The organism is Desmonostoc muscorum LEGE 12446 (genome assembly GCF_015207005.2).
In the GTDB taxonomy this organism is placed as follows: Bacteria; Cyanobacteriota; Cyanobacteriia; order Cyanobacteriales; family Nostocaceae; genus Nostoc; species Nostoc muscorum.
In genome coordinates this window covers 1,337,167-1,356,469 of record NZ_JADEXS020000001.1, presented here as the reverse complement: position 1 = coordinate 1,356,469, position 19,303 = coordinate 1,337,167, and the positions used below count along the sequence as shown (strand labels likewise).

At 44.5% G+C, this 19,303-nt stretch carries 14 protein-coding genes, 1 pseudogene and 1 other annotated feature; of the genes and pseudogenes, 7 read left to right on the top strand and 8 right to left on the bottom strand.

Going from position 1 to position 19,303, the window contains the following annotated elements; translation table 11 throughout:
- Window positions 1-47 precede the first annotated feature (47 nt).
- Window positions 48-242, top strand: a pseudogene (locus IQ276_RS05845) (hypothetical protein); the annotation flags it as partial.
- 101 nt (window positions 243-343) lie between these two features.
- On the opposite strand, the gene IQ276_RS05840 reads toward IQ276_RS05845, so the two are convergent.
- Window positions 344-1,165: a hypothetical protein gene (locus tag IQ276_RS05840; protein ID WP_193919838.1), complete on the bottom strand. Its 822-nt coding sequence runs from the start codon at window positions 1,163-1,165 to the stop codon at window positions 344-346.
- Between the two features lie 59 nt (window positions 1,166-1,224).
- A complete protein-coding gene (locus IQ276_RS05835) occupies window positions 1,225-2,133 on the bottom strand; it encodes a dynamin family protein (RefSeq protein WP_193919836.1) in 909 nt (302 codons plus the stop codon).
- Between the two features lie 152 nt (window positions 2,134-2,285).
- On the opposite strand from IQ276_RS05835, the gene IQ276_RS40075 reads away from it, so the two are divergent.
- Window positions 2,286-2,414: a hypothetical protein gene (locus tag IQ276_RS40075; protein WP_255264306.1), complete on the top strand. Its 129-nt coding sequence runs from the start codon at window positions 2,286-2,288 to the stop codon at window positions 2,412-2,414.
- A gap of 320 nt (window positions 2,415-2,734) precedes the next feature.
- Here the strand turns inward: IQ276_RS40075 and IQ276_RS05830 are convergent, their stop codons facing one another.
- Complete coding sequence (locus IQ276_RS05830) at window positions 2,735-4,201, bottom strand: diguanylate cyclase (RefSeq protein ID WP_193919834.1); 1,467 nt, start codon at window positions 4,199-4,201, stop codon at window positions 2,735-2,737.
- Between the two features lie 527 nt (window positions 4,202-4,728).
- Between IQ276_RS05830 and IQ276_RS05825 the strand changes: the two genes are divergently transcribed.
- From IQ276_RS05825 to IQ276_RS05805, 4 genes are all read left to right on the top strand, one after another.
- Window positions 4,729-6,714, top strand: coding sequence for an amylo-alpha-1,6-glucosidase (locus IQ276_RS05825; RefSeq protein WP_193919832.1), 1,986 nt, complete (start codon window positions 4,729-4,731; stop codon window positions 6,712-6,714).
- Window positions 6,715-7,577: 863 nt separating this feature from the next.
- Window positions 7,578-9,899 (top strand): TIGR03032 family protein, encoded by a 2,322-nt coding sequence (locus IQ276_RS05820; RefSeq protein WP_235115470.1) that lies wholly within the window; start codon window positions 7,578-7,580, stop codon window positions 9,897-9,899.
- A gap of 1 nt (window position 9,900) precedes the next feature.
- Window positions 9,901-14,340: a beta strand repeat-containing protein gene (locus IQ276_RS05815; protein ID WP_303740858.1), complete on the top strand. Its 4,440-nt coding sequence runs from the start codon at window positions 9,901-9,903 to the stop codon at window positions 14,338-14,340.
- Between the two features lie 203 nt (window positions 14,341-14,543).
- Window positions 14,544-14,690, top strand: coding sequence for a hypothetical protein (locus tag IQ276_RS05805; RefSeq protein WP_235115469.1), 147 nt, complete (start codon window positions 14,544-14,546; stop codon window positions 14,688-14,690).
- 457 nt (window positions 14,691-15,147) lie between these two features.
- Here the strand turns inward: IQ276_RS05805 and IQ276_RS05800 are convergent, their stop codons facing one another.
- Window positions 15,148-15,834, bottom strand: a complete 687-nt coding sequence (locus IQ276_RS05800) for a Uma2 family endonuclease (protein WP_235115468.1) — start codon at window positions 15,832-15,834, stop codon at window positions 15,148-15,150.
- A gap of 143 nt (window positions 15,835-15,977) precedes the next feature.
- Between IQ276_RS05800 and IQ276_RS05795 the strand changes: the two genes are divergently transcribed.
- A complete protein-coding gene (locus IQ276_RS05795) occupies window positions 15,978-16,298 on the top strand; it encodes a HigA family addiction module antitoxin (protein WP_193913178.1) in 321 nt (106 codons plus the stop codon).
- Between the two features lie 159 nt (window positions 16,299-16,457).
- Here IQ276_RS05795 and IQ276_RS05790 read toward each other — a convergent pair whose 3' ends face one another.
- The 4 genes from IQ276_RS05790 to rplA all read right to left on the bottom strand — a co-directional run bounded on the left by IQ276_RS05790 (window position 16,458) and on the right by rplA (window position 19,178).
- Complete coding sequence (locus IQ276_RS05790) at window positions 16,458-16,793, bottom strand: XisI protein (protein WP_193913175.1); 336 nt, start codon at window positions 16,791-16,793, stop codon at window positions 16,458-16,460.
- A 325-nt stretch (window positions 16,794-17,118) separates the two neighbouring features.
- Complete coding sequence (gene rplL, locus IQ276_RS05785) at window positions 17,119-17,508, bottom strand: 50S ribosomal protein L7/L12 (protein ID WP_193913173.1); 390 nt, start codon at window positions 17,506-17,508, stop codon at window positions 17,119-17,121.
- 66 nt (window positions 17,509-17,574) lie between these two features.
- A complete protein-coding gene (rplJ, locus tag IQ276_RS05780) occupies window positions 17,575-18,126 on the bottom strand; it encodes a 50S ribosomal protein L10 (RefSeq protein WP_193913172.1) in 552 nt (183 codons plus the stop codon).
- 62 nt (window positions 18,127-18,188) lie between these two features.
- Window positions 18,189-18,356: a sequence feature (ribosomal protein L10 leader region), on the bottom strand.
- Window positions 18,357-18,461: 105 nt separating this feature from the next.
- Window positions 18,462-19,178: a 50S ribosomal protein L1 gene (rplA, locus tag IQ276_RS05775; protein WP_193913171.1), complete on the bottom strand. Its 717-nt coding sequence runs from the start codon at window positions 19,176-19,178 to the stop codon at window positions 18,462-18,464.
- Between the last annotated feature and the right edge of the window lie 125 nt (window positions 19,179-19,303).

Genomic DNA, 19,303 nt, shown 5'->3' with positions numbered 1-19,303 from the left:
ACTCAGCGTTGCTGGGTCGTTTCTTGTTGCTTAGTCTAAACTCCAGTCAACAGCAACAAGCAAGTATCGATTTGTGGGAATTGTGCTATCAAGTGTGTTTTATTGAATACAAATCAGAGAAAGAAGCGGCTAATATTGATACTAGTTTAATTGATGAACTCGGTGAAGTGGATTGGCTGCGTTTGGATGCTAAGGCAAAGGAGTTAGTTGAAGAGGCCTTTGCCAGTTTACCTGAAAGTTGAAGCCCTGAGAATACAATTTTGGGACTGTACGAATAAAGCCCACGCACGTGGGCTTATGAGGCGAGGCTTTTTCTGTCTGTTTTAACTACCTATATAACAGTTTATACTGGTTTCCAAGTATTTAAAGATGCTTGAATAGGAGCAAATTCGCTCAAATATTCATTAAGCTTTGCTTTCTGAGCTTCAACGGTTGCAAGAATTTGCTCTTTTTCGGTTTCTCTAGTTTCCCGTTCTCTCAACACACGGTCAAACTGCTCTTGAAACCTATTCATGTACTCATTAATTTGCTGTTCTGCCTCTCTAAAGTCTTTCGATACCTGTTTATCAATAACTCGTTCTAGTAGACGTTGGTTTCTCGAAACTTGCTCATCTATCTTTTGCTGAATTAACCTTGCTGTTTCTTTTAAGTCAATGTCATAAACGTCTCCTCTAATGGGCACATCAACATAATAATCAGGTTGACAACAACTACCACTCCTCTTTTCTGGGGTTTTTCCAATAATGACATCTTGTTGATGTTGAATTACTGCATCAATACCTTTAAACTTAAATTTTGGAAATTGAATTGTATTAATGTTCAGTTCGACTTCTAAGGTTTTTCCAAGATAATCAGATAACTCATTTGAGATTGCTTGAATATTAATTTGTATTTTTTGCACTAGTTCTTCTCGAAACCTTGCACCATCTCTAACTAATCTATCTTGCGTTTCTAACCACAGATTTTGAATATGCGGAGCGCAAAATTGATTAATTGTTAGTTTAATAGTTTCAGCATCTTTTTTAGATTTAACTCTAATTTTGTATGGATCGGCAATTTTGGTTTTCTCTATTTCCACATAAGAATCTTGGTTATTCAAATATTCAGGAAAAGTTTTTGACAGAGAACTAAGTAATGATTCTCCAACTTTAACACTTACTCTCAATATTTTACTTAAACCTCTTAAAGCCGGAAAGAATTCCAGTATACCCTCACTAAACTCTTCTATAATTGCTCTGTACCTTGCTGGATTAATTTAGCTAAAAGTCCTTGCCAAGCACTCGTAGGGTAAATTACGGGATCTGTAATGCCAAATCCTATCAAAGCCCGTTTCAAATCTGCTATTACATCATCAATAGCTCGATCTCCTTCCGCTTTTCTATCAACCTTGTTGAGAATGAAGTAGATTTTCCCAGTGTTCTTTGCAAGAAATTCTCCACGCTGTTCTATTAAATCTTGAAGCAACTCTGAATTAGTATTGTCCTTAAAAGATGAGTAATCTAAAACGAACAAAATAGCATCACATGTTCGCAGCGCTTCTAAGGCTGTTTGCTTAAGTGCAACTGTACTGAAGCCTGCTGATTCCCACTCGTTGGGACCTGGAGTGTCAACCAACGTAAAACCAGCCAATGATGAAAGTTTGCTGATCGCCTCTATAGGATGCTGTAGTTCAAAGCGGGTGGTATTGTCTTGATTAGCTGTAGCTCGAAGCTTGTGGGTACGATCTAAAAATTTTTGCCTAATTAAACTAGCATTACCCTCAGCAATAATAACAGGTTCCTTTTGCCCCTGCCGATACTCTAACAATCTTGGTGTAGCTATAGTGTAAATTGGTCGGATATCAGTACGGCAGATTGTACACGCTTCTGCTTCACTTGCCAAAACATCAGCGCCAATCACAGCATTCAAAAAAGTACTCTTGCCAGCTTTCATAGCTGCAATTACAGCGACCTGATACTTTTGATCTTTCAATGCCTGTAGAGCTTTGTTGATATTATCCTCGACACTCTGCAAACTTTTGGTATCGTCTCCTTCACTGAGACGATCTTGGCGAAGTTCCTGAAGGTACTCTAACAAACGTGTGCCAATGTGGTAGATGCTTTCGTGCGCTGCTTGGAACTGTTCAGAGGACATAATTATATATGGAAAAGTTTAGCTAAAGCACGTACAGCTTAAATTACTGATGAAAATACTTGCCTCAGTGATTACACTGTCAGATTAAAGGCGATCGCACTCCATTCCTTAACTAATAAATCGTCCAGCTACTCGCACAGAAAGAAAGTTATATGAACAAGCCTAACGAAGAACTCGAACTACAGGGCAAACTCCTCATCATGCCAACATCTACAATTGACAATCGAGACGCAGTTGCTATCCAAGCTGCTAGAGTTGGGGTTGCAATATGCGATCGCTAATAAAAGAGGAGTCAGAATACAGAATTCACCAATTGTGAATACTCTATCCCTTTATGGGTAGAGTATTAAGGCGAGAATATTTAACCAATATTCAGACGCGACTCGAAAATACTCGGCGGGAGCTAGCTATCGTGGACACGAGAAAGCGCGTCGCTATCACCCAGTCGTAGAGAATTCATACTGAATTCTGACGCCAAGCCGCAGAGCGTCTCCGGCTCCGCTCCTGAGTTCTGAATTCTTCTTATAAACAGCAATCCAGCCACAGTAAGCCTAGAGTGAAACTTTCAAAAATTTGACTATAGACTACCAGATTCTATTCATCAGAAGCGGGTTTGATTGCGCCCGTTTTTCTTTGCTTCTCGAACTTTGTCGCTGGCACGCTGCAACAAAGACACAGGACTATCTTCTGGCATGAATTCCACAACTCCGATGCTAGCAGTGATTTGAAACCGCTGACCGTTGTAAGCTGTGAGGATTTCCTCGCTCAGAACTAGGCGAATTCGTTCAGCTATCTGACATCCCATGTTCAGGTTAGTGTCGGACATGACAATACAGAATTCCTCTCCACCATAGCGTGTAACCCAATCTACTGCTCTGATGTTACTTTGAAATACTTGTGCAGCAGTTCTGAGAGCTTGATCCCCAGTCGGAAAGCCGTAGGTTCGATTGACTTCACCGAAATGATCCAAATCCAGGAGTACCAGTGTTAATGGTTGCTGATATTTGTGAAACTTTTCTATTTCGCGCAGTAGTAATCTGTCGAGAAAGCGGCGATTGAAAATCTCAGTCAAACCATCGTGTTCGGCTTCTGCTCTGTATTTCTTGGCTAGACGACTGGCCTTAAGTACCATCTCAGTAATCATCCGTTCAGCAGTGACGCGAATTCGATGCTCAAAATCAGTGATTAGCTTGTCTTGTCCAGAAGCATCTGCAATAGCATCAAATTCCTCAGTGGTTACAACTTGGTTGCGTCCTTTCTGCTTGGCAGCATAGATACATTGATTGATTTCCTGCCATAGTTGCTCAACAGATGAATGTCCTGTCATCGGAACCACTCCCAAGGAAGCTGTGAGATTAACACAAGACATTTCATCAAGTTTGAATTCATGAGTCTCGATCTGAGTCCTGAGAAATTCTGCAAAGGCTTTCCCCTGCTCAGCATTGCCACGCATACAAATAGCGAATTTATCACCCCCTGTCCGAGCGACGATGCCTGCTCCTAGTGAATACTTTTGCAGAATCTGCCCAACCTCCTGCAATATCTGATCTCCCGCAATATGACCATGACTATCATTGATAAACTTGAAACCGTCAATATCCAGGTAAATCAAACATACAGGCTCACTATCCTCCTTCGATGTCAAAAGCTCGATCGCATGATCATTAAATTTGCGAAAATTAGCAATCCCCGTTAATTTATCAAGATTCAATGAATGCTTTTGCTTGGTATGCCACAAAGTCCGCTGCAAACGCAAACCTATTTGCCAATCAATTGCATCACGTTTACAAGTTTCATCTCCTGCTTCCAACCAACAAAGGGCAGTAGATTCTTGCTCAATGGTGTCTATCAAAACTACTGTTGGTAAACCAATAGTTGTATATATATACTTCACTTCCTCCAGGTTCTCAAAAGTCCTGATATCGAGTACAACAACATCAAAACCTTTCTCAAATAATGCTGGAGTATCAACTCGAATCCACTCAAAATTGAGGGAAAAATCTTTTGGTTGGGGCAAATCAGTTGGACTGCACCAAGCAACTCGTATCGCTTTCACTTGTTCATTCATTAATTCCAACTTTAGCACCCAACAACCGTAGGATAACTATCTTAAATACTTAATTGTGCTTTTATAGAACAGAATTCAGAACTCAGGAATCAGAATTCAGTATGAATTCTGTACGACTGGGTAATGAATATTGGTTTAAAACCTCGCCCCCTTCTGGCGCGAAACTAGTATTAAATTTTTTCAAAAGTCAAAACTCTATCCCTTTATGGGTAGAGTATTCTGAATTCTGAATTCTGAATTCTGACTCCTTTTTATAGATACTTTAAAGTTTAACAACCAAATTCAGCGATGACTATTACCTCTTACGGCAACGCCATCAGTTGTTTGTGTAATAAAATTGAATTAGGGACTTGCAATTAAAAAATATCCCATCGCTGCGGGACGCTTCGTGAACGTAAGGTAGCACAGCTGTGCTACCCGAAAAATCTAAAATTGGCGCGGTCAATAATTCTTAATGTCCATCTCACCACACTATGTGATTGATAACTGATAATCCAAATATCGATCGCCAGCAAGAGTGTTGAGTTATGTCTATTGAATTTGGGCGGGAAATCTGCGGTCATCTTGACATAGCAGAGTCACGGGAATGGTTGGTTACTAATGGCATTGGTGGTTATGCCTCTGGAACAGTGGCAGGTTTATTGACCCGCCGCTATCACGGGTTACTAGTAGCAGCATTGCAACCGCCTCTAGGTCGCACCTTACTGTTGACAAAACTAGATGAAACGGTATTGTATGGCGATCGCTCTTATTCTCTACACAGCAATCGTTGGGCAGATGGTACCGTCAGTCCCCACGGCTATGAACATATTGAACGTTTTTCTCTGGAAGGTACAGTTCCTCTATGGCGTTTTGCTGTTGCTGATGCGTTGTTAGAAAAACGAATCTGGATGCAACAGGGAGCTAATACAACTTATGTCCAATATGTTCTGCGTCGTGCCACCCAACCGCTGAAGTTGACACTTAAGGCGATCGTCAACTACCGCGATTATCACAGCGACACCCATAATAACAATGATTGGCAGATGTCTATTCAGCAGGTGGAACAGGGAATTTGTGTAACTGCTGATCCTGACGCTGTACCAATATATCTGTTAACTGACCACGCCACCGCCTCCCCCGTCCACAATTGGTACTACAACTTTGACCTAGCAGTTGAACGCTATCGGGGATTGAGCGACAAAGAAGACCATCTCCACGCCGCTACCTTTGAAGTTACGCTCAATTTAGGAGAATCCGTTACATTTGTTGCCAGCACTCATAAGCAACCAGAGTTGAATGGCGAAGCAGCACTCAAATACCGTCACAGTCTTGAGCAGAAGTTAATCGGACTCTGGAAATCTAACCGACCCCTGAATGCTGCTGATTCTCCGGCTTGGGTGAATCATTTAGTTTTGGCTGCTGACCAGTTTATCGTCGATCGCTCCGTGCCAGAAGACCCCTATGGCAAAACTATCATCGCTGGTTATCCCTGGTTTAGTGACTGGGGACGTGATACTATGATTAGCCTACCTGGTTTGACCCTCGCCACCGGTCGCCCAGAGGTCGCACGCTCGATTCTTCGCACCTTTGCTAGGCATGTAGACCAGGGAATGTTGCCCAATCGTTTCCCCGATGCGGGTGAGACGCCAGAATACAACACCGTCGATGCAACTCTCTGGTATTTTGAAGCCATTCGAGCTTATTACAATGCCACAGAGGATAATGATTTGCTGATGGAACTGTTCCCTGTGCTGGCAGACATCATCAACTGGCACTGTCGCGGCACACGCTACAACATCCGCCTTGATGCCACCGATGGTTTACTGTATGCAGGAGAAAAAGGTGTGCAACTGACTTGGATGGATGCGAAAGTCGGAGATTGGGTAGTAACGCCTCGCATTGGTAAACCGATTGAAGTCAATGCCCTGTGGTATAACGCTCTGCGGACAATGGCAAAATTTGCCCGTCTGATTGGCAAGCCCCACCAAGAGTATCAGGCGATCGCTGACCGCGCCCAAATCAGATTTTCTCGCTTTTGGAATCAGGAAACAGGCTATTGCTACGATGTGCTGGATACTCCGGATGGAGATGACGCATCTGCGCGTCCCAACCAGATTTTTGCCGTTTCCTTACCTGAAAGTCCGCTGACCCCAGCCCAACAAAAAGCAGTGGTAGACGTTTGTGGGCAGATGCTACTAACTTCGCATGGATTGCGATCGCTTGCCCCCAATCATCCCCAATATCAGGGTAAATACGGTGGTAATCAGTATCAACGTGATGGAGCTTACCACCAGGGAACAGTCTGGGGTTGGTTGTTGGGGTCCTTTGTTCTGGGACACCTGCGCGTCTACAAAAATCCTAAGCAGGCGCGTCAATTTTTGCAACCAATGGCTAATCATCTTACAGCGCACGGTATTGGCAGTCTCAGCGAAATTTTTGATGGCGATGCCCCGATGACTCCACGAGGATGTATTGCCCAAGCGTGGACAGTTGCAGAGGTCTTGCGTGCTTGGTTAGCAACGGAGAACTGATATCATGTCCGGTTAAAGACCCATAGTTAGGACTGACGCGGGGACACGGAGACACGGGGACGCGGAGAAATTTTTATTATGGGTAATTAGGCGGACATCATATGATAAGTGAATCAAGTATAAAAATTCGCTTTTTATTTGATTTTAACAACAAAGAATACAGCACTTACGGCAGCTATGAGGTACATCCCCAAATCTGAAAGCTTTGAAAGGAGAGGGCAAGGAGAAAAACTGTATTGCATAATAGCCGGAAGCGCTGTAAAGGCGTCAGGATTCAGTTGGGTATATTAATTCTGAATTCTGAATTCTGAATTCTGCATTTCTCTTCAAGTTTTACTCGATATTAAACACTTTAATCAGAAAAATTATCCATTTCCGTAGACAATATTTTTATTTCTTTAAATTTTAATAAACACTTAATTAAGTCAATATTCAACTAGTTGTATTTTATTGCACTACTAAATGTTTACTTGATAATTTAGTCTACAGTTTGAAAAAAGTAAGAAAAGTAAGAAAAGTAGTTTTTACAAAGTGTTGACTAGCCTGATGATATGCTGTAGATTGATGTTTTAGATAGGCAGTGAATAATAAAAAACTCTTAATTAGGGAGCATCACAAATTATCTGATTTAGTCTTATGTAGACTTCATAGAATTGGATAATTGTATCTTGATTATCCAGTCTGCTTTGTACATTTTTCAGGATTATATGCACTAGCCATAGCCGGAAAAATCCAAGATTTCATAGGCATTGATAGCCCTTAAGAAGAACCTTTAAATCCAGAATTGAAGAAGAATACAGAATACAGAATTCAGCAATCTTGACGCGACGCTCGTTGCGCTAAAGCGTCTCCCCTTGAAAATAATGCAGACAAGATCAGCAAATTCCACCCCAGCCTTAAAAATTACCGCCAGCCAAGAGTTTAACTCCTGGCTAGCACAGCAGAATCTGAGTATTGCTTGCACCACCTACCAAACCAACCGCCTTTTTTTCGTTAGTAGCCAAGCCAACGATCGCCTCTTGGTACACGAAAGACTATTCGACAAACCGATGGGATTGTATGCAGCAGGCGATCGCCTTTACATGACAACCCGCTACCAACTCTGGTATTTCGATAATCTTTTGGGTAGTAGCCAAAAGTACGGACAATGCCTTAGCGAAACGCAGCTGCAAGCAGATCGCCTTTATGTCCCCCGCACCGCCTACACCACCGGCGATGTCAACGCCCATGAAGTAGTTTTAGACAATGCAGGAAAAGTTATTTTTGTCAATACCGACTTTAGTTGTTTAGCCACCCTCAGCCCAGACTACAACTTTGTCCCCATTTGGCAACCGCCCTTCATCTCCAAACTCGTCGCCGAAGACCGCTGTCATCTCAATGGTTTAGCGATGGTAGAGGGCAAACCGGGCTATGTCACCGCCTGTAGTACCACAGATACAGCCGCCGGGTGGCGTAATCATCGCCTTGATGGCGGAGTCGTCATCGACGTTAACCAAAACGAAATTATTGCCACAGGCTTATCCATGCCCCATTCTCCCCGTTGGTATCAGGGGAAATTATGGTTACTCAATTCCGGCACAGGGGAATTAGGCTACATCGAGGATCGTCAATTCCATCCCATCATCTTCTGCCCTGGATTTGTGCGTGGATTAGCCTTTTGGCAAAACTTCGCCTTTGTGGGACTATCTCAGTTACGTTCCCAGAGTTTTACCGGATTAACCCTGGAAAAACGTTTGATTGCCGAAGGAAATCACCCCCAGTGTGGCTTGATGGTAATTGATTTGCAAACAGGGGCACCCCTGCACTGGTTATATTTTCAGGGAGTAATTGAAGAACTATTTGATGTTGTAGTTTTGCCAGGAGTCCGCCAACCCCAAGCAATTGGGTTACAAGAAGACGAAATACAGCGCCTAGTAACATTTCCCAACAGTGGCGGAATTGTCACCACCAAACCCACCGCCCACCGTCCCAGTTTAGGTACAGCCCCCCCCGTGGCTGGTTTACCCACACAACAAATTACCCCCCTTAATCCCCCCTTGGAAAGGGGGGAGACCGGAAAATCTAATTCCCTCCCCTTGGAAAGGGGGGAAATCAGACAATCTAGTTCCCTCCCCTTTATAAGGGGAGGGTTAGGGAGGGGTAATCCGAACACAAGTCAAATTACCCCCATTAATCCCCCCGAAGATTGGGGGGAAATCGGAAAATCTAATTCCCTCCCCGAAGATTGGGGGGAAATCGGACAATCTAGTTCCCTCCCCTTTATAAGGGGAGGGTTAGGGTGGGGTAATCCAAAGACTAGTAGTGAGGCAGCCTTTTCAAGAGGGGAGCAAATCCGTTACCAACGGGTGTATCACCTCAACAGCAGCAACGCCCTCGACTACAATCACCTCACCTATCCCAGCCTGCAAAAACGCTGGCAAACTCAACCGCCCCAAGGCGAATTAATTGGGCTTTCCGCTTCCCTAGACGGTGCAATAGTCGGCTTTGCCATCAGCGAACGCTTAAACCCCCAACAAGCCGAAATTATCTCCCTATTCGTCTTACCCGAATACCGTTGTCAAGGAATTGGCAGAAGGTTAGTCGCCTATTTAGAACGAGAATTAGCCCAACAGGGATGTGTTGAAATCATCCTCAGCTATTCCACCAATACACTCACCAATGTCGCTTTAGAACCGCTACTGCAAAAGCTACATTGGCAACCACCCCAAATTAACTTGGTGCTTGGCAAAACCGCTACAGAAAAAATTGCCCCAGCACCTTGGTTAAACAAGTATCCCCTACCTCCAGCCTTTGAGGTGTTTCCTTGGTTAGATGCCGGTTTATCCCTGCCGCCTAATGTCGAGGCACACCGCTTAGAACCCCTAAATAGCTTGGGATTGCGCTATCGGGGGGAGGTAATTGGTTGGGTGTTAACCCATCGGGTGGCACCTGACACAATTCGCTACACCACTGTTTCAATTGCACAAGCATTTGAGAAGCGGGGGCGAGGGGTTTCGCTGTTAGCAGAAGCGATTCGTCGTCAAGTTGACAGTGGTGTTCCCTACCTCACGGGTTCGGTTTCTTACCGTTATCCGCGTTTGTTGCAGTTTGTCGAACGACACCTGACTCCCTATTTAACTGGGGTAGGGGAAGTGCGGCAAACGAGTAAGTTGATTAACCGTACACTTGAATCAAGAGAAAACTAACATGGCTGATCCTAATTTTATCGCCCCAATTACCAACCCCTTCGGACTGACAAATGTAGGGTTTTCTGCGAAACCCACCTTTGCCGATATCGATGCTGATGGGGACTTGGATGCTTTTGTGGGTGAGGGCAACGGCAATACTCTGTTCTACCGCAACAGTGGAACTGCCACGGCTCCCACCTTCACATTGGAAGCCACCAACCCCTTCGGACTGACGGATGTGGGTTTTTTTGCTGACCCCACCTTTGCCGATATCGATGGCGATGGGGACTTAGATGCTTTTGTGGGTAATCGTGAAGGCAATACCCTGTTCTACCGCAACAGTGGAACTGCCACGGCTCCCACCTTCACATTGGAAGCCACCAACCCCTTCGGACTGACGGATGTGGGGTTCCTTGCTGTACCTACCTTTGCCGATATCGATGGCGATGGGGACTTGGATGCTTTTGTGGGTCAGAACCTGGGCAATACCCTGTTCTACCGCAACAGTGGAACTGCCACGGCTCCCACCTTCACATTGGAAGCCACCAATCCGTTTGGACTGACGGATGTGGGTTTTATTGCTGCACCCACCTTTGCCGATATCGATGGCGATGGGGACTTGGATGCTTTTGTGAGTAATGGGGATGGCAATACCCTGTTCTACCGCAACAATGGAACTACGGCTGCTCCAACCTTCACCTTGGAAGCCACCAATCCCTTCGGATTGACGGATGTGGGTAATTCTGCTAAACCCACTTTTGCCGATATCGATGGGGATGGGGACTTGGATGCTTTTGTGGGGAATCAGAACGGCAATACCCTGTTCTTCAAGAATCAACCAGTTTCTACCCCCACTGTCAGCATCACCGCACAAACTGCCACAGCCAATGAAGGCGGCAGTAACGGTGTCTATCGCATCACTCGTACCGATAGCACAGGGGATTTAACAATTAACCTCACCCTTGATGGCAGCAGCACAGCTGCAACTGCTGACTATAGCCTCAGTGGTGGTAGCGTCACTGTTTCTGGTAATACCTTAACTGTCACCATTGCTGCTGGACAAAGCTTTGTTGACGTTAACTTATCTGCTATTAATGATATCGCTGCTGAAGCAGACGAAACCCTCACCCTCAACTTAGATACTGGCACTGGTTACACGGTAGATAGTACCAACAATACCGCAACGGTTACTATCGCTGCCAACGATACCGTCGTCACCAACACCAACGATTCTGGTGAAGGTTCCTTGCGGCAAGCGATTCTCAACGCCAATGCCTTTGCAGGTGCAGATACAATTACCTTTGCTGGTAGTGTGTTCGCTGATGCTACACCTGACACCATTACCCTAACTTCTGGGGAATTAGTTATTACTGATGCCTTGACTATTAATGGATTAGGGGCAAGTAACCTAATTATTAGTGGTAACAATGCCTCTACTGTCTTTAATGTCAATGATGGCAGTAGCAATCAAATTGCGGTAGCAATTAATGGACTAACGATTACGGGTGGAAGTAATAATACTGTCGGTGCTGGTATCTTTAACGTAGAAAACTTGACACTATCCGACGACATCATCTCTAACAATAACAATAATGGAGGAGATGTAGGCGCTATTGAGAACAGAGGCTCCCTCAGCCTAATTAACAGCACTGTTTCTAACAATATTGGGTTTCTTGTAGGCGGCATCTACAATAATGGTACTGTTAGCCTAACTAATAGCACTCTCTCTAACAATGATGGGTTTGTGACAGGCGGTATTTTCAACGAAGGTCTTTTCAACGTCACGGGAAGCACCGTCTCTAACAATAGTGGGGCTGTTACAGGCGGCATCGAAAATAATGGTACTACTAGTACTCTTAGCCTAACTAACAGCATTGTCTCTGACAATACTGGAGGATCTAACGGTGGTATCAGTATATCGGGTACAGCAACCCTGCTCAACACTACTATCTCTGGCAATAGGTCATTTGGAGATGGCGGTGGTATCAGTATATCGGGTACAGCAACCCTGATCAACACTACTATTACCAATAACACTGCTGATTTCGATAACAATGGCAGTGGCGACGGCGGTGGTGTATTCAATAATGGTGGTACTGTTATTGTTCAAAACACGATCATCGCCGGCAACTTCGATTCTGGTAACGAAGCCCCGGATATTGCGGGTGCAGTCACAGGCAATGGCAACAACCTCATCGGTAGCTTGACTGGCGCATCTGGCAGCATCGGCACTGGTAGCGATATCACCTTTGCCTCGGCTGGCATTACCAATATTAACCAAGTCATCGCCTCTCTCGCCGACAACGGCGGTGCCACTTTCACTCACGCTATAGTTTCCGGTTCGGCTGCTATCAACGCGGGAGACAATACCCTCATCCCTGTGGGTGTCACCACTGACCAACGGGGTATAACTCGCACCATTGGCGCTACGGTGGATATTGGCGCTTATGAATCACCTTTCATCCCCCCTGTTGCCGCCAACGATACTGCCACAAGTAATGAAAATACCCTCGTCAACATCAACGTCTTGGTAAATGACACCGATGCTAATGGCGACAGCCTGAGTGTTACTAAAATTAATGGTAACAGCATCACAGTCGCTACACCAATTACCTTAGCTTCCGGTGCTACCGTGTCTCTCAACGCCAATGGTACTTTGGACTACAACCCCAACGGTCAATTTGAATCTTTGGCTGCGGGTGCCACTGCTACCGATAGCTTCACTTACACAGCTAGTGATAATGGCAACGGCGGCACTAGCACGGCAACAGTTAACTTGACTATCAACGGCGTTAATGATGCGCCAACTGTGGCAAATGCTCTAGCTGACTCCTCCACTGCTGAAGATAGCCCCTTCAACTTCACTGTTCCGGCTAATACCTTTACTGATGTTGATGCAGGAAATACATTAACTTACACCGCCACCCTTGACAACGGTAACGCCTTACCCAGTTGGTTAAGCTTTAATGGGACTACTCGCACCTTTAGCGGTACTCCTACTAATAATAATGTGGGTGCGATCGCCATTAAAGTCACCGCCACCGATAGCAGCAGCGCTAGTGTGAGCGATACCTTTAACCTGACGGTGACTAATGTTAATGATGCCCCAACTGTAGTAAATGCGATCGCAGACAAAACTACCATAGAAAACAGTGTCTTCAACTTCACCCTTCCCGCCAACACCTTTGCTGATGTCGATTTAGGCGACACCTTAACCTACACAGCCACTTTAGATAACGGTAACCCTCTACCCTCATGGTTAACCTTTAACGCCACCACCCGCACTTTCAGCGGTACACCCACAGCAGCAAATGTGGGCAATATCAACGTGAAAGTTACAGCCACCGACACTGCTCTTGCTAGCGTCAGTGATATCTTTAACCTGAGTATCACTCCCCTTAACCTGACGGGAACTCCAAATCCAGATACCCTCACAGGCACAGCCAGCAACAACATTATCGATGGTAAGGCTAGTAATGATACCCTGACTGGTGGCGGTGGTAAAGACACATTTGTGATTCGTACTGGCGATGGTACTGATACCATTACCGATTTTGGCGGTGTGGGTACTGGGTCAAATCCATCAGCGGCGGTGATTGCTAATGTTGACACTTTGCAATTTACTGGTACTGCCTTAACTGCCAAAAATCTACAACTAACTCAAAATGGTAATAATTTGGAAGTTACCTTTGAAGACGTTGTAAATACCAAAGTTATCTTGCAAAACTTCCAATTACAAAACCTGGATAACTTGCCAGCATCTGGTACAAGACCTGCTTTAGCCAATATCCTGTTTGACGGACAGACCAGCCCCACTGACAGCTTTGATGTGATTGATGCCAACGCTAATCCTACTAGCATTGGGCGGCAAAATACAGTCACATTCCTTAATGACCTCAATAACAACATCTCTGGTTTTGACAATTCCAACGATGTGATTAATGGCCAGGGAGGTAACGACAAAATCGACGGCAAGAGTGGCAACGATCATTTGCGTGGTGGTGCTGGAAATGATACCCTCATCGGTGGTGCTGGGAATGATACTCTCGTTGGCGGTGCTGGCAATGACGTACTCACTGGTGGAACTGGTGCTGACAGATTCCTTTACAATACCAGTGCTGTTTTTAACGGTTCTGCTATTGGTGTAGATACTATTACTGACTTCAACAGATCCCAAGGTGACAAGATTGTTCTGGATAAGACAACCTTTAGTGTCATTAGTTCTAATCCGGGGAATGGTTTCAGTAATGCAGGTGATTTTAAAAGTATTGGTTTGGACTTATTCCAGTTGACGATTTTGGAGGGCATTAGCAGCGCCAAAATTGTCTACGATGCTGTAAATGGGCGTTTGTTCTACAACCAAAATGGCATCTTGCCTGGTTTTGGCAGTGGTGGTCAATTTGCAACTTTGACTGGTGCGCCGGCTTTGACGGCTAACGACTTTATTGTTCAAGCGTAGCAAGAGGTTTACTGTATGGGCTGGGCAACTGTTTGTCCAGCCTACTAGCTTGCTGGTGCAACGCCAGACAATACTGCTCGGTTAAGGAATTTCTTGGTTGAGGCAAGCTGTTCTTGAGCAGGGGGAGAAATGGGGGCTGGCGTTGAGTTTTGCCTCCCCTGCTTCCCCTGCTTCCCCTGCCTCCCCTGCTTATCCGAGCAGTATTGCAACGCCAGATGCATCGACCTGCACCTTTGATGCATCGGCTTGCACCTTTGATGTATCGACCTGCACCTTTGATGCATCGGCTTGCACCTTTGATGCATCGGCTTGCACCTTTGATGCATCGGCTTGCACCTTTGATGCATTGACCTGCACCTTTGATGCATCGGCTTGCAACTTAGATATAGCAGGGAACAGGCAACAGGCTTGAAAAGCTAGCTACACCACATTTGATTAAGTAGATGGACAAAAATATTTACAGTCATTGCGAGGGTCGCGTTCGCGGAGCGTCTCGTTCGCTTTTAGCGTCTCGTAGAGAAGAGAAGCAATCACAGCCGCAAGCGAATTGCTTCATTCCGCTTCTCTACGAGACGCTACCGCGAACGCTCCATTTGCAATGACATTGTGTAATTAGGCATTGCTGAATCTGGGGATGATTTTTACTTCACGCAAAGGCGCAAAGACGCAAAGAATCCACCTTTAGCCTTTATCAAAAATCTCAATTCATCCCGCATTTATGCAACGCCTGTAATTAATTCTGTCCGACTACTTACCATTGGGCAATTGTGGCAAGAAGACGATTAGAATAAATTTCTTCGTTACTAATCAGCGACTCATTGCAAAAATCTGTTCAGCCGTTAAAGGAATGTTTGGAAACAATCTAGAATCAATTCGCTCTTGCCCTCGAAACACCTTTGCGGGTAAATACTCTCCATCTTCAAGTTGGTAGATTGTAATAGTTGGCTGTTTGGGAGAGCCAATAAACCGAATACCACCAAAAGCAGCATAGTCCACAATGATATACTCTAAAACGCCCAAGTCCTCATATTCAGCAAGTTTTGTCAGATAGTCGTCCTTCCAGTTGTTGCTAACAACCTCAATGATTCCCGGTGGTGGAATATATGCAGCAGCAGAACTAGAGCTAGTTTTCATCCTCTGCCATTCTTCTTTTGCAAATATGACAATATCAGCTTTCCGGCTTTTTTCCTTTTCTGGTGGTGCTGTCTTGAGCCGAACCTGCTTGGACTGGCGCGACACATAAGGTAGTCCATTTTCTTGGCAGTGATTTTCTAAGTAGGCACACAGCAGCTCAATCAAATCTTCATGATTTGCATTTGGTTCTGATAACGGCACAGGAATTCCATCCAATAACTCAAACTCTCTGCCTGAACCATCGTCCCAGACAAGAAACTCTTGAAAAGTCAGTGGTTGTGTGACGCTTGCGTACATCGCCCTCGCTCCATTCCTGACGGGTACTTCACTCAATGCTACCAAGATGTACAGCTTGCCCACTACAATTATCAGCTTGTAGTGAATAGGTAAGGCGATCGCTTAAAATTTATAGTTTATTTTCTGATAGCATGATAACTGTGTCATCGTGCTAATTATGATAGTATCGTTTAAGGACAAAGCAACTGAAGACATTTTTGATGCTAATGACACCAAGGGTTCCAAAAAATAGACCACCCTCACATCCCGGTGAAATATTACTCAAAGATTTTCTAGAACCAATGGGAATATCACAAAGAGAACTTGCAGATGCAATTCATGTTCCTTATCAGCGAATTAATGAGGTTGTAAATCAAAAGCGGGGTATTACGCCTAGTACAGCATTACGGTTAGCAAAATTTTTTGGGAATAGTTCAGAGTTTTGGTTAAACCTCCAACAGAATTGGGAACTCTACTATGTTCTGAAGGAAGAAGAAGAGGAACTAAAAACTATTGCACAATTCAAAAGTTCTGAAGCAACGGCTTGAGGTATGGCAACAGAAGGCGAATTAATAAAAATTTGACTGGATTTTGGGTAATACCAGCATTCCAGTAAATTTACAAACTCAAATGAATAATTAGCTATGCCAAATAATGCTATGTATTGACGTAAATAACGCAAATATCCTTCATTTATAACCTCAATTTTAACCCACAGCATATTCCGTAAACTGTCGCATAAATGGCGACTGAAATCCTAAAACAATATCTTCCTTTGGAACTCCAGCATTCACCAAATCAGCTGCAATATCGTCTTCAGTACCATTCCATTGCAGCCAAATTTTACCACCTTTAATATCAATGTGGAGTATACAACTGTGTACCCAGTCCTGACCTTCCCAGCCTAAATAAACAATTTGATAATGGTCGCGTTCCGTATCAAAAATTGTCTCAACTTCAATATTACCGTAAGCAGGTTTCTGCTTACCATATTCTGCAAGCATTTGTTGTACAATCTGACGATATCGTACTATTTTTTCCATTCAACAATCAGCTCACTTTCAACATCGTAAACAATCATGCCGTGGTAATAATTTGTCCATCAGTTTCTCTTAACGCATAACGAATGCCGTTTGTTGGAAGCTGACTTAAAGCTAACTCAATACGGTTCGGTTAAAGCAAGAGACGCAATAAATCGCCATCTCTACGAAAAATTAATTATTGTAGAGACGCGATTTATCGCGTCTTTGCAATGTAGAATGTTCATCAAAAAACCTTAACCGAACCGTATTCAAGTTTAACCAACGCCAAAAAAAGAAGCCTGACTAACTCAGGCTTCTTAATGAAAAACAAGTAACGTAATTGTGACTACTTAATAGTCACCTGACCGCCAGCTTCTTCGATGCGCTTCTTAGCATCTTCAGCAGCATCCTTAGCAATAGCTTCCTTAACAGCCTTAGGCGCAGCTTCCACCAAGTCTTTAGCTTCTTTCAGACCCAGACCGGTCAATTCGCGTACAATCTTCAGTACGGCAATCTTCTTATCAGCGGGAACTGATTCGAGAATGACGTTAAACTCGGTTTGTTCTTCTACTGGTTCCGCAGCAACGACGCCTGGGCCTGGCCCGGCGAACGCTACGCCAACAGGTGCAGCAGCACTCACACCAAAGGCTTCTTCAATTTGCTTGACTAACTCAGCAGCTTCCAGCAAAGTTAAGCCTTTGAGTTTTTCCAAAATATCATCGGTTGCGGTGGACATTGATATAACTCCTGTTATGCGTGATTATTTATTTAGTTATTGGTCATTAGTCATGAACCACTAACTTTATTCGGCAGTACTTTCGGTGCTATCACCTTTTTCTGCGTCGGCCACAGCCTGCAAAGCACGAGCCAGTGAACCGGGAACTTCGTTGATACCCACAGCAATCTTGGTAGCCAAGGAATTGATTGCCCCAGCAATTTGACCCATGAGTTGTTCCTTAGATGGCAAGTCTCCTAGAGCCTTGACATCCGTTTCTTTGAGTAGGCGACCTTCCATAACACCGCCGCGAAGTTCTGTCTTCTTGGTGGCTTTCTGGAAGTCTTGGTAAGCCTTAATCGCAGATGAAAAATCTTCTTTGACTAGCAAAAAAGCTGAAGAACCTTTGAGCAGTTCTGATAATGGCTGCCATTTTTCCTGGTCTTGAATGGCAATGCCCATCAAGGTGTTTTTAGTTACCTTACAAACAGCGCCACTGGGACGCAGCCGCCGCCGTAAATCGGTAATTTCAGCAACCGTTAGCCCCTGATATTCTATTACCAGTGCCAGAGTTGACTCACTCAAAGTTTCTTTGAGGTCAGCTACGATTTCTTTTTTATTTTCTAGCGTTCTACCCATTCCAATCTCACCTCCTCAAAACAATCAGCGATTTCTCTACTTGTGCATTTTTTCTCAACTAAATCCAAAACAACAAACCCCAGCTGACATAGCCGGGGTTAAGTAGTAAGACTCCTGACGCCATAGTTATCACACCTTTGTGGGTGGTAATTCTGGCAATTAGAGTTTTAACCTCGGCAGGATATTAAGCTATTAGCACCTGCTGTCTCCGGCTTTGCCTATTCAATTAGGTACTGGTGATTGGGGATTGGGTATTGGGTAATAGGTTTTATTTGTTGGTACTAAGAAAACTCTTTCCCAGTCCCTAGTCCCCAGTCCCCAGTCCCCAGTCCCTTTTATGCTGCTTCGCTTAGTTTCAAATCTCGTAGAGCGCTGATATCAACTTTAATAGATGGCCCCATTGTAGCTGCTACATAAAATGTGCGCCAATAACGACCTTTAGCTCCTGAAGGACGGTTACGGTCGATTGTTTCTTGCAACGCCTTCAGGTTGACTAACAAATCTTCAGGCGAGAAGGTTGCCTTACCAAACATAACATGCACAATGCCAGTTCGATCAGCTCGGAATTCTAATTTACCAGCTTTGAATTCAGCGATCGCACTTGCGATGTCAAATGTCACCGTTCCACCCTTGGGCGATGGCATCAAACCACGAGGACCAAGCAATTTACCCAATTTTGCTACCTGTGGCATCACATCAGGTGTGGCAATCAGCTTGTCAAAGTCCATCATGCCTTTTTGAATATCGTCAATTAGTTCTTCTGAACCGGCGATATCAGCACCAGCATTTGTTGCTTCTGTGACTTTTTCACCTCTAGCAATCACCGCCACTCGGACGATTTGTCCTGTACCTTTGGGCAGTGCTACCGTTGTCCGCAACTGTTGGTCTGTATACTTGGGGTCAATTCCCAGCCGGATGTGTGCTTCGGCAGCTTCGGCAAATTTAGCTGTTGCTGTGTCTTTTAAAAGGGCTAAAGCCTCTAAAGGTTCATAGTCCCTGTCTTCTACTTTGTCTTGTAGCGCCTGTAGGCGACGCGATACTTTTTTTGTCATTTTTCTCTCCTGGGGTAATTCCGAAGCTGTGCTTCTCCCCCGATACAATTTTGGATTTTGGATTTTGGAGTAAGAAGTTGAAAGTGAGGAGTGAGGAGTGAGGAGTGAGGAGTTAAATATCAATA